10 protein-coding genes are annotated in these 11,527 nt (G+C 46.2%); 7 read left to right on the top strand and 3 right to left on the bottom strand.

What is annotated here, in order from left to right:
• Positions 1-35: 35 nt before the first annotated feature.
• From FS628_RS31400 to FS628_RS16885, 3 genes are all read left to right on the top strand, one after another.
• Positions 36-182, top strand: coding sequence for a hypothetical protein (locus FS628_RS31400; RefSeq protein ID WP_186327835.1), 147 nt, complete (start codon positions 36-38; stop codon positions 180-182).
• Between the two features lie 35 nt (positions 183-217).
• Entirely contained in the window at positions 218-796 is a 579-nt protein-coding gene (locus FS628_RS16890; RefSeq protein WP_260871067.1) for a hypothetical protein, read from the top strand.
• A gap of 201 nt (positions 797-997) precedes the next feature.
• Entirely contained in the window at positions 998-1,975 is a 978-nt protein-coding gene (locus FS628_RS16885; RefSeq protein WP_440131288.1) for a diaminopimelate dehydrogenase, read from the top strand.
• A gap of 168 nt (positions 1,976-2,143) precedes the next feature.
• Here FS628_RS16885 and FS628_RS16880 read toward each other — a convergent pair whose 3' ends face one another.
• Positions 2,144-2,998, bottom strand: coding sequence for a pentapeptide repeat-containing protein (locus FS628_RS16880; RefSeq protein ID WP_145323672.1), 855 nt, complete (start codon positions 2,996-2,998; stop codon positions 2,144-2,146).
• Positions 2,999-3,092: 94 nt separating this feature from the next.
• Positions 3,093-4,136 carry a LacI family DNA-binding transcriptional regulator gene (locus FS628_RS16875; protein WP_145323670.1) on the bottom strand — a complete coding sequence of 348 codons (1,044 nt, stop codon included), beginning with the start codon at positions 4,134-4,136 and terminating at the stop codon, positions 3,093-3,095.
• A 242-nt stretch (positions 4,137-4,378) separates the two neighbouring features.
• Between FS628_RS16875 and FS628_RS16870 the strand changes: the two genes are divergently transcribed.
• The 4 genes from FS628_RS16870 (at position 4,379) to FS628_RS16855 (ending at position 9,883) form a co-directional block, all read left to right on the top strand.
• On the top strand, positions 4,379-5,653 hold the full coding sequence (locus FS628_RS16870; protein WP_145323668.1) for an apiosidase-like domain-containing protein: 1,275 nt from the start codon (positions 4,379-4,381) through the stop codon (positions 5,651-5,653).
• A gap of 66 nt (positions 5,654-5,719) precedes the next feature.
• Positions 5,720-6,763: a Gfo/Idh/MocA family protein gene (locus FS628_RS16865; protein WP_145323666.1), complete on the top strand. Its 1,044-nt coding sequence runs from the start codon at positions 5,720-5,722 to the stop codon at positions 6,761-6,763.
• 2 nt (positions 6,764-6,765) lie between these two features.
• On the top strand, positions 6,766-7,854 hold the full coding sequence (eutH, locus tag FS628_RS16860) for an ethanolamine utilization protein EutH (RefSeq protein WP_145323664.1): 1,089 nt from the start codon (positions 6,766-6,768) through the stop codon (positions 7,852-7,854).
• Between the two features lie 88 nt (positions 7,855-7,942).
• Complete coding sequence (locus FS628_RS16855; protein ID WP_145323662.1) at positions 7,943-9,883, top strand: beta-glucoside-specific PTS transporter subunit IIABC; 1,941 nt, start codon at positions 7,943-7,945, stop codon at positions 9,881-9,883.
• Positions 9,884-10,007: 124 nt separating this feature from the next.
• Here FS628_RS16855 and gdhA read toward each other — a convergent pair whose 3' ends face one another.
• Entirely contained in the window at positions 10,008-11,393 is a 1,386-nt protein-coding gene (gene gdhA, locus FS628_RS16850) for an NADP-specific glutamate dehydrogenase (RefSeq protein ID WP_440131287.1), read from the bottom strand.
• Positions 11,394-11,527 lie beyond the last annotated feature (134 nt).

Here is an 11,527-nt window from a genome sequence, read left to right as displayed (position 1 = left end):
AAACACATGATGAACAGGATGAGGAGGAGGGATGAATGAAAAAGATTAGAGTTGTCACCCGATTCCTCTCCATACTCGTAGCCAGTTGTCTATTATCTCTGAGTGTATTATCCGTATCCGTAGTATGGGTCAAGAATAACGTTGATGCGGTGCCCGTTATCCAGACGTACGAACGTGAGTAGCCTATTAAACTAAGAAGAAGGAGGGGGAATTGATAATGAAGAAAAAGAAGGTTTTATTGGCTTGTGCGGCACTTGCGATGGTAGTGGCCTTAAGTGCTTGCAGTAGCGCGGCTGACGAACCGACAGGTGATACTGAGAAGGTGGACACCGAAGTTTCATCCGGGACAGCTGAACAAGCCACGAATGAAGAAACGAGCGAAGCAACATCAAGTGGAGTGACCGAGACAGAGGGTACAACTACGCCAGCAGACTCGGATTCAGATAGCGGTGAGCAAGCCGCTGCTGGAACCAATGAGTTGCCAGACAACTTGCCAAGTGACTTCCCTCTGCCGGAAGATGCAACCATTCGTTTAGCCAATTCGGGTGAGAACGAAGGCAAGCAATCAGCGATGGTTATTTTCTCCACAGAACAAGACATGAAAACGGTATCCAAGCTCTATAAGGAATACTTTAGCGCCAAAAAGTTAACGGATGCAGGTCAAACGATTGATGACAAAAATATTATTATTCAGGGAACCGACCCGGATACCCAGGATGTGTGGTCTCTGATCGGAGGAATATTGACGGGGCAAGAAGGCGTCATTGAACTAACATTGAGCTGGACAGAATCTTAAGAATCAGATGAGGACCATTGCTCTGCTTACTTAAAATTAACGAATAGATTCCATAATGCCTTGCATGCGGAACAGCATTATTGCTGTACCGCTGTAAGGTATTTTTTATTCGAACTGGAAACCTGACAAGTTACATGGTATGTTATATCATTATACAAGAAGTAATAGACAACTATAGAAGAAGACAGGAGAGGATTGAACATGATTAGAGTAGGTATTGTAGGGTATGGTAACTTGGGTAAAGGTGTGGAGAAAGCCATTTCTCAGAACGAGGATCTGGAACTGATTGCTGTGTTTACACGTCGTAATCCGGAGCAGATGGTCGCTGAAAGCACAGAAGTACGTTTTGAGCATATCTCTGCAGCGGAGCAATACATAGGCAAGATCGATGTCATGATCCTCTGTGGTGGCTCGGCAACCGACCTTCCGGAGCAGACACCAGCTATCGCCAAGTTGTTCAATACGGTAGACAGCTTCGATACGCATGCGAAGATTCCTGAGTTCTACAAGGAAGTTAATGCTGCGGCAGAGCAAGGCGGTCACGTGAGTGTCATTTCCACAGGTTGGGACCCAGGATTGTTCTCCATGAACCGTCTGCTTGCACAGTCCATCCTGCCAGAAGGAAAAGAGTACACGTTCTGGGGCAAAGGTGTGAGCCAGGGTCACTCGGATGCCATTCGTCGTGTTCCAGGCGTTAAGGCGGGTGTACAGTATACTGTACCTGCCCAAGAGGTCATCAACCGCATTCGTGCAGGGGAGACGCCAGAACTGTCTACACGCGAGAAGCATCTGCGTCAATGTTATGTGGTCGCAGAAGATGGTGCCAATCAGGATGAGATCCGTGAGACGATTGTGTCGATGCCTAACTACTTTGCAGATTACGATACGACAGTAACATTCATCAGCGAAGAAGAATTGAAATCCGAGCATGAGGGCATGCCGCATGGTGGATTTGTAATTCGCAGTGGGGTTACAGGTGCCGGTCAAAAGCAAATTATTGAATTCGGTCTGAAACTCGATAGCAATCCTGAATTTACAGCGAGCGTGCTTGTGGCGTATGCGAGAGCTGCACAACGCTTGAGCGTGGAAGGACATAAGGGAGCGAAGACGGTATTTGATATTCCGCTCGGTCACCTGTCTCCGAAATCAGCTGAGGACCTTCGCCGCGACTTGTTGTAATTCGTAATTCATTCTTGTAGTTGATATAACAAAAAAGCTCGTCCTATGATGCATAGGACGAGCTTTTTTTGCCGTATACAATTTGAAATACGATTCGAACATTAGCATGAATCAAGCATGAGCATAATACTTTCCCGCTGGTGGTTGTGTCTTACCGAGACGGTTCCCCTACGTCCAATGCGTGGGAGCACTTAAGTGATCCGGTAGTTTGGTATGCAGATCACCTTTGGCTGCATTAAGCTGGGATTGCGTCAGGAAGATGCCACCTCTCAGGTCAGCACCGCCCAGATTCGTATCTCGCAAGTCCGCACCAATCCAATCGGAATTTCTCACATCTGCATTTTGGAGGTCGGCTGCAATCATTAAAGCACCACGGAAGCTCGCGCTCCGCAGGTCAGCTCCTTTTAAGTTGGCGCCAAAAAAGTCACTTCCAGTCCGCTTTTTGCCCTTCTTCGACTTTCCTTGTCCAGGAGTTGCAGGTGGTACATTCGCGCGTACCATTTCACTTGCCTGGACCAAGAGTTGATTCACAGTGGACCGATGTTCAGCGATATTCAGACGCAAGAGGGCCGCAGGCTCCAGATTGCTCAGACGCTCAATCTCTTGATATAACTCCCCAAATGCCGAGTGAAGCGTTGATGTCTCCGGTCGCATCATCATTTCCTTCATATAACTAAGCAACTCGTGAAGTTGCCGCAGGGCAGGCAGACAATCGAACATCTCAGTTGCAGACTCCGGATGATCCCGCCAATCTTTGCTTGCGTAGGTCACTTGAGACAGCTTCTGTCCAGCTCCAAAACAGTCGTATACGGTACATCCTTTGAAACCTTTCTGCCGCAGCTGGGTATGGATACCGCAGCGATTGTCATTGCGCAGATTGGAACAGGGTGTGCCGCTGGCCTTGTCAAAAGCAAAATCCGATGACTTGCCATAGGGCAGGGCAACACAGCACAGGCCAAAACATTGCTCGCAGTCTGCGCTCAGATGAGGACTCGCAGTGCTGGAAAATGGTTGGTTAGACAATATAAACACTTCCTTATAATAATACACATAGATGAAATCACGTCAGTATCACTTTACCATCCCACCGGAATGCGATCAATTGTATTGTTAACAATTATTCAACAGCGGGCGTGGCGACAGGTATACAGGATCTGCGTTCCACAATTTCTGTATTCACATAGATGTGAGTACCGTTTTTCTCATTGTTCCCCAGGTTAGTCATGATCAGATTGACGGCCGTTTTGGCCATCATATCTTTTTTGACATGTACGGTGGTTAATTCAGGGCTGATTACATTGGCTTCGAAAATGTTGTCAAAACCCATTACCGAAATATCTTCGGGCACCCGGATGCCGATATTTTGCAATGATTTGATCGTACTGATCGCCATATAATCGTTCTCGCAGAAAATAGCAGTAGGTCGTTCCTCTAGATGCCGGATTGATTGCTGTAAATGTTCCTGAGCCATCACAAGCATGGGCTGCAGATGGAAGGTTAGTGCCTCAGAAACGGTCAGATGGTGTTCGGCCAGCGCGACACGAAAGCCATCTTCCCGTTTGATAAAGTTCGGAATTCGTGTACCGGATTTCACATATCCGATGCGGCTGTGCCCCAGCTTGACCAGATGTTGACCTGCCTGATATCCGCCCAATGTATTATTAATGGACACGAAATTTGCATCCACATGTTCAAAGGATGTGTCCAGGATGACGACATTGTCATGAATGGATTGAATGGTTTCAATCATGGACGCAGTTAGATTGATCCCGAGCAACAACAGGCCTGTGGAAGGTTGTTCCTTCTCCAACGTTTGCAGTTCTTGTTGCAAATCCTGCACGTCAATGGACGATATGACGAGTGTACTGCCGTGTTGCTTGACCTCTTCCGTGATATGGTGGATCAATTCATTGAAGAACGGGAGAGAATCGTAATGCTCTGTGACGATATCGGAATTTTTGCAGGCAACAAAACGAATAATAGCATTTGTTTTCGGTACTTCTTTTCCTATTTTTACGGTTCTCGGTTTGTAGCCATGTACTTGAGCGATGTTTAGTATATGTTCACGTGTCTGTTCGCTGACACCGGGTTTGTTGTTAAATGCCAGAGAGACTGCTGCTTTGGAAACTCCAGCAAGCCTTGCAATATCATCAATCTTCAATATGGAACCTCCTAAATGGATTACATAGGATTAGTATACCATGAATTAAGTGATAAGTTTAGTTAATAGGTGAACTAAACTAAACTAAAATATAAACATGAAAACTAAAATCATGATTGACTGTTTATAAATTAGATGCTAGTATTCAAATTGAAAACGCATTTATATTCATTTTTAATGTAGTTTTATATTAAATTAACTAAAATATTATAATTAGTTTAGTTGGAAGGATAGGTGAAATCATGTCTGTTCAAGTTACAGCCAACTGCAGGACGTTTGAGAAGGAAGGCAAACCGTTCTTTTATTTGGCGGATACGGTATGGAGTGCATTTACCAATGCTACATTGGAGGAATGGGAAGAATATCTCGATTATCGCAGCATGCAGGGATTCAACGTTGTGCAGATCAATATTTTGCGCCAATGGGATGCCAGCGGTTCTGATCTGAATATCGAACCTTTCAACCAGCAAGAAGACGGTTCGATGGACTATTTTTCATTTAATGAAGCTTATTTCGACCGTGCACAAGAAATGGTTCGCATGGCAACAGAACGTGGATTCACACCAGCGCTTGTGCTTCTGTGGTGCAACTATGTATCCGATACCTGGGCCACGATGTTTCAGAAGGATGGGAAGATGCCATTGGAAGCGGTTGAGCCTTATGTGACGTATGCTGTAAACCGCTTCGGGGAGTTTAATCCAATGTATCTGGTCAGTGGGGATACGGATTTCCCTTCCGAAGAAGCGAATGCTTACTACCAGACAGCACTGGAGACTGTAAAACGCATCAGCCCATCCAGTCTGACAACGTTACACATTCAAGGCAGGCTACGAGAGATTCCTGAAGTGTTTGCGAACCATGAAGGGCTAGACTTTTACATGTATCAGTCTGGACATAACTCGGAATTCCAAGCCTACGCGCATGAGATTGCAGAACATTTCTATTATCAGTCACCTGTACGTCCAGTGATCAACGGTGAACCTTGTTATGAACAGATTAGTTATAGCCGCAACGTCTATGGACGATATTCCGCATTCGATGCCCGTAAGGCTGCATGGCAGAGTTTGCTTGCCGGAGGCGGGGCCGGAGTCACTTATGGAGCCCATGGCATCTGGAGCTGGCATAAGAAAGGCAAGTCTTTTGGCATTGTGGAGGGGGAAGGTTTTGACAGTCCTTATGATTGGAGATCGGCTCTCCGATTCGAAGGTGCGTGGGACTACTCCTTTATCAAGTATCTCTTCGAGCAGTACAAGCTGGTCGGCGTGAAGCCGATGGATATTGTATTGAACAAGACGAAGGAGATCCGTGCGGCAGGCACGGAAGATACGATTTTGCTGTATGTTCCGGTAAACACCAAGGTGCGTGTGGACTTCCCTGTTGAAGAATACGAATTCACGACCATTGACCTCGTGCAACGCCGATTTGCCAAGACAGCAGCTTATCGCGAGAACGATTACGGTCTAATCCCCATGCATGCTTTTGAACATGATGTGGTGGTGATCGGTACGCGTAAATAGAGTCTCGAGAGAAGAGACGCCAAAGCTGGCACAAATAGAGATTTACATTACAGATGGGGTGAAGGTATGTGGAAAATTGGTATTGTCGGAACGGGGTACTGGTCAGAAAAACACATTAAGGCTTGGCAATTCGTTGCTGATGCCGAGATAACAGGAATTTGCGACAGGCACGAAGATACATTGAATGAAAAAGCAGAACAATTTAACATCCCGGCAACATTTCGTTATTCGGATGTGACAGTGATGCTAGATAATGCGAATCTAGATGTAATCGATATCATCACGCCACCGGAAACTCATCTGGAGCTGGTGAAAATGGCTGCAGCAGCAGGGAAACATATTATGTGTCAGAAGCCGTTTGCCCGTTCCATTGAGGAAGCCGAGGAGATGGTACGAATTACAGAGAAAGCTGGCGTACGTCTGATGGTGACGGAGAATTGGCGCTGGTTAGAACCTTTTCAGTTGATCAAGCAACTGCTTGAGGAAAATACTGTGGGACAATTGAATACGATTCGGTATATTCATACGGATTATTATTCTCCGAGATTTGCACCGGAAGAGAAGTTGCCACAGCCTTTTTTCAGAGACATGCCACAGTTGCTGTTCTATGAGATGGGTGTGCATTGGTTTGACACCTGGCGGTTCTTGTTTGGTGAGCCTGAACGTCTATATGCCGAGACCAGAAAGATTAGTAACTATACGTTGGGGGAAGACAGCGGTATGGTCATGCTGGGATACAGGGATTATGTCGGTCTCATGGATATGAGCTGGGCGACTCGCCGTGAACTGAGTGAACCTTTACCGAATCAGGTGCTTCCGGATCATAAGGAGCAACTCATCATTGAAGGGGATAAGGCTTCCATTAAGCTATATAAAGACGGAAGGTTGTCCATCATTGATAATGCTGGTGTGGAGACGGTATATGCTGAACGTACAGAGTTAAACTACGAGGACAGTCATCGTAAACTGCAATCCCACTTTATTGAATGTTTGAATACAGGTGCGGAATTCCAGACCAGCGGTTCGGATAATGTTAAAACGCTTCGCTTGGTATTCGATACGTATGACAGCGCAACCCATCACCACGTGAAGCGGTATGTACAGGAGTAATCATGCCCATTAATGATGTTGTCATGATTCTTATTGCATTTTTTCTGGTGCTTGGCGCTGTGGACAAGGCTTTCGGGAACAAGTTGGGCCTTGGAGCAGCATTCACGGAGGGCATTATGGCGATGGGCACACTCGCCCTGGTGATGGTGGGAATTGTATCCCTTGCACCATTCCTAGCGAATATGCTTATTCCGCTGATATCTCCATTATATGAAGCGATCGGTGCCGATCCGGCATCGTTCGCCAATACCATCCTCGCGGTAGATATGGGAGGGTACGCTCTGGCTGGACAGATGGCCCAGAGTGAACAGGCTGGCCTGTTCTCCTGGGCGTTCCTGGGGACCATGTTTGGGCCAACTATCGTGTTTACCATCCCTGTTGCACTGGGCATTCTGGATCGGAAGGATCATCCGTACTTTGCCAAAGGGGTACTGATCGGCATCAGTACCATTCCCGTTGGTTGTTTAGTCGGCGGTCTAGTAGCGGGCATCAATTTTACAGTGATATACCGAAATCTGATGATACCGATTCTGTTATCTGTAATTATTATGATCGGCTTGCGCTATTTTACGAATCAGACCGTGAGGTTGTTTAAAATATTTGGAAGCGGTATCACCTTGTTGTCCCTGATTGGACTGGTGGCTATAGCTGTAAAAACCCTTACAGGTTGGGTACTAATTCCCAATATGGCACCGCTTTCGGAAGGCATTACAACGGTAGGTACAATTGCGATTGTGCTGGCGGGTGCTTTTCCCATGGTAGCGGTAATCAATAAAGTCTGCCAAACCCCGCTTGAGCGAGCGGGCCGTTTGCTTAATTTGGATGCGCCAACAACCGCCGGACTCGTTGCTTCACTGGCTCACAATATTCCGACCTTTCGAATGGTCAAAAATATGAATCCAAGGGGAAAAGTTATTAGTATCGCTTTTGCAGTCAGCGGCTCCTTTGTGCTTGGGGGTCATCTGGGTTTCGTAGCAGGGATGGACAAATCTATGGTAACTGCCATGATTGTGGGCAAATTGACAGGGGGCATCAGTGCGGCGATTGTAGCAGCATGGGCTACACCAATCAAGAACGATATTCAAATATAAATCATTTAACAACGGTATTTGAATACTCATTTGTCTGATTAAGAATTATTGCAAGATATTACGGCATCCATGTAAAGGAGTATATGACATGAATCACGATCAAACAGCAAAGGAAATTCTCAGCGCCGTCGGTGGCAATGAAAATATCAATAATGTCATTCATTGTGTGACTCGTCTCCGATTCAACTTGAAAGATATGAAGGCACCCGACAAGGAAGAGATCAAGAAGATCGACGGAGTACTCACTGTTGTGGAGAGTGGTGGCCAGTTCCAGGTGGTCATCGGCAATGAAGTTCCCAAAGTCTATGAGTCCCTGATAGGAACAATGGGAAAAGAACCGATGTCAGCCACTTCAGAACAAAAGGGGCAAGGAGATAAGCATGGTCTGTTCAATCGCTTTGTTGACGTGATATCTGGCGTATTTATGCCGGTAATCGGTGTGCTCGCGGCAGCGGGTATTCTCAAAGGGTTGCTAGCCCTGTTCAGTACGTTGAAATGGCTTACGGAAGACATGAGCACATACAAGATATTGTTCGCAACCGCAGATGCACTGTTCTACTTCTTCCCGATTCTGCTTGGGTTCTCTGCAGGGAAAAAGTTTGGAGGTAATCCATTTATCTCTGCAACCATTGGTGCTGCACTCGTATATCCAACGATGACCGCTGCCGCTACGGCAGGGACAGGTATGTCCTTTTTGGGCATTCCGGTCATTTTAATCAACTATACACAATCGGTTATTCCAATTATTATTGCTTCTTATCTGGCAGCAAATTTCGAGAGATTGCTTACGAAAATATCTCCTTCTTCCATTAGAATGTTTGCCGTACCGCTGATTACACTGACAGTAATTACCCCGGTTGTTTTTATGGCAGTGGGGCCGGTAGCAACGCTAATCAGTGACTATTTGGCAAAAGGAGCAATGTGGACTTACGGGCTAAGCCCTATTGTTGCCGGATTGCTTCTGGCTGGACTCTGGCAAACCATTATTATTTTTGGGTTACACTGGGCATTTATTCCCATCCTGCTCAATAATTTGGTAACAAACGGATTCGATCCAATCAATGGTATGTTGTATGCTACTACGTTTGCCCAAACCGGGGCAGCATTTGCAATTGCGATCAAAACCCGGGATAAGAAGTTGAAGCCGATTGCGATGTCTGCGACAATTTCAGGCCTCATGGGTGTAACGGAACCCGCCATTTACGGTGTAACATTACCGGCGAAAAAAGCGTTTATTATGGCTTCCATTGCAGGTGGTATCGCAGGAGCTGTCGCTGGTTTCATGGGTTCTACTGCGTATGGCTTTGGTGCAGGGGTGTTCGGTATTCCTTTGTTCATCAATCCTAATGGAATGGATACCGGATTCATTGGTTTCATCCTTTCTGTCCTTATCGCCTTTGTATTGGGCTTTATTCTGACGTACATGTTCGGTTACAAAAATGCAGCCACATCTTCTGCTTCAATGAAGCAGGAAAAAGCAGAACAGGTGCAACCAAACCGTATATCATCGGATGACAAAGAATCTGCTGGTGATGTTTCTGCTACGACTCCAGTTCAGGCAACTACGGAAGTGTATGGAGAGAAGATCGTGTCCAGCCCGCTGACGGGCCAACTGATTCCGTTGACAGAGGTCGGGGATGAGGCGTTCTCTAGTGGAGCCATGGGTCAAGGAGCGGCGATCATTCCGACAAAGGGTGTGGCATATGCCCCGTTCGATGGTGTAGTGGTTACGATTTTCAAGACGAAACATGCCATTGGACTGTTGTCTGAGGATGGCGTGGAGATTTTGATTCATGTGGGTATCAATACCGTGACTCTCAAAGGCAAGCATTTCACTTCATATGTCTCTGATGGCGATACTGTTCGCAAAGGAGACAAGCTGGTAGAGTTCGATCTGGAGGGCATTACAGCCGCAGGGCTGGATATAATGACCTCTGTGATCGTATCGAATACAGCTATTTACACAGACATTCAGGCTAAACAACAAGGTAACATCGAACATGGTGAAGCTTTGATCACTGTAAAATAAAAACGTATGATATGTCAGAGCAATAGCATTTCAATATAACTACGTAACAATACCAATAAGAGCAGTTCTCCGAATTAACGGGGAACTGCCCTTATTCATTCCGTATAGATTAATGAGAGATGAATTAAACCACACCTTGAGCAATCATGGAATCGGCGACCTTGAGGAAACCGGCGATATTTGCTCCAGCTACGAGGTTGCCTTCACATCCGTACGCTTCAGCAGCTTCTACACAGCTGGTGTAGATGTTCTTCATGATGTCATGCAGCTTCGCGTCTACTTCTTCAAATGACCAGGACAACCGCATGCTGTTCTGTGACATTTCAAGAGCAGACACAGCTACACCGCCAGCATTCGCTGCTTTGGCTGGACCAAACAGCACGCCAGCACCATGGAAGACGTCAATGGCAGCCAGAGTGGAAGGCATATTCGCACCTTCGCCAATGGCCTTCACGCCACCTTTGACCAGAAGGGCTGCAGCTTCTTCATCGATCTCGTTTTGCGTCGCACACGGAAGAGCAATATCACAAGGAATAGACCAGATTCCTTCACAGCCTTCGGTATATGTAGCATGCGGGTGTTCTTTGACATATTCGCTGATGCGAAGACGGTCAACCTCTTTCAGACGTTTCACGGTATCCAGGTTGATGCCTTGTGGATCGTGTATGTAGCCACCTGAGTCACTACACGCCACGACTGTAGCTCCAAGCTCCTGTGCCTTCTGAATGGCATAGATGGATACATTACCAGAGCCAGAGACAACGACCGTACTGTCCTTGAAGCTGAGTCCTTTGGATTGCAGCATCTCATGCACAAAGTACACACAGCCGAAGCCAGTTGCCTCTTTGCGTGCCAAGCTTCCCCCGTATAGAAGACCTTTTCCAGTTAATACGCCTGCCTCATGCCCGCCATGAATACGTTTGTATTGACCAAACATGTAACCAATTTCCCGCGCGCCTACACCAATGTCGCCAGCAGGTACATCGGTATCGGAACCGATATATTTGTACAGCTCTGTCATGAAGCTTTGTGTGAAACGCATCACTTCCAGATCTGATTTTCCTTTGGGATCAAAGTCGGAACCACCTTTACCACCGCCAATAGGCAGGCCGGTCAACGCATTTTTGAAGATCTGTTCGAAGCCAAGGAACTTGATGATGCCCGAGTATACGGATGGATGGAAACGCAATCCGCCTTTGTAAGGGCCAATGGCACTGTTGAACTGTACCCGGAATCCACGGTTAACCTGAACTTTGCCCTGATCATCTACCCATGGAACACGGAACGTAATTACACGTTCAGGTTCAACAAGCTGTTCCAGCAGGCTGTGGTTCTTGTATTTGGGATGTGCTTCAATGACAGGAATAAGGGAATCCAGGATTTCTTTTACAGCCTGATGGAACTCGTCTTCATGCGGATTTCGGGCGACAACCGACTCATAGACGGAATGAACATATTCTGCGGCAGTAACTTGAGCTAACTCTGTAGTTTGTTTTGTTATCGTGGACACTTTTTCAATGCACTCCTTTATTGTGTTAAAGTCTGTAGATGCTTATTTGTATAAATTGCATAAAAGTTTGTAGTTAAATATACAGGAAAGCAAATAAAAATACGAGATAGAAATCCATAAAATGTTTTTTATAC

It is taken from the genome of Paenibacillus xylanexedens, from assembly GCF_007676705.1.
In the GTDB taxonomy this organism is placed as follows: domain Bacteria; phylum Bacillota; class Bacilli; order Paenibacillales; family Paenibacillaceae; genus Paenibacillus; species Paenibacillus xylanexedens_C.
Note: the sequence above shows the minus strand (reverse complement) of the source record. Positions and strands in the feature narration are given on the sequence as shown.

Coding starts and splice junctions, on each gene's coding strand:
- FS628_RS31400 (WP_186327835.1), top strand. CDS start 36: ATGAAAAAGATTAGAGTTGTCACCCGATTCCTCTCCATACTCGTAGCC.
- FS628_RS16890 (WP_260871067.1), top strand. CDS start 218: ATGAAGAAAAAGAAGGTTTTATTGGCTTGTGCGGCACTTGCGATGGTA.
- FS628_RS16885 (WP_440131288.1), top strand. CDS start 998: ATGATTAGAGTAGGTATTGTAGGGTATGGTAACTTGGGTAAAGGTGTG.
- FS628_RS16870 (WP_145323668.1), top strand. CDS start 4,379: ATGTCTGTTCAAGTTACAGCCAACTGCAGGACGTTTGAGAAGGAAGGC.
- FS628_RS16865 (WP_145323666.1), top strand. CDS start 5,720: ATGTGGAAAATTGGTATTGTCGGAACGGGGTACTGGTCAGAAAAACAC.
- eutH (WP_145323664.1), top strand. CDS start 6,766: ATGCCCATTAATGATGTTGTCATGATTCTTATTGCATTTTTTCTGGTG.
- FS628_RS16855 (WP_145323662.1), top strand. CDS start 7,943: ATGAATCACGATCAAACAGCAAAGGAAATTCTCAGCGCCGTCGGTGGC.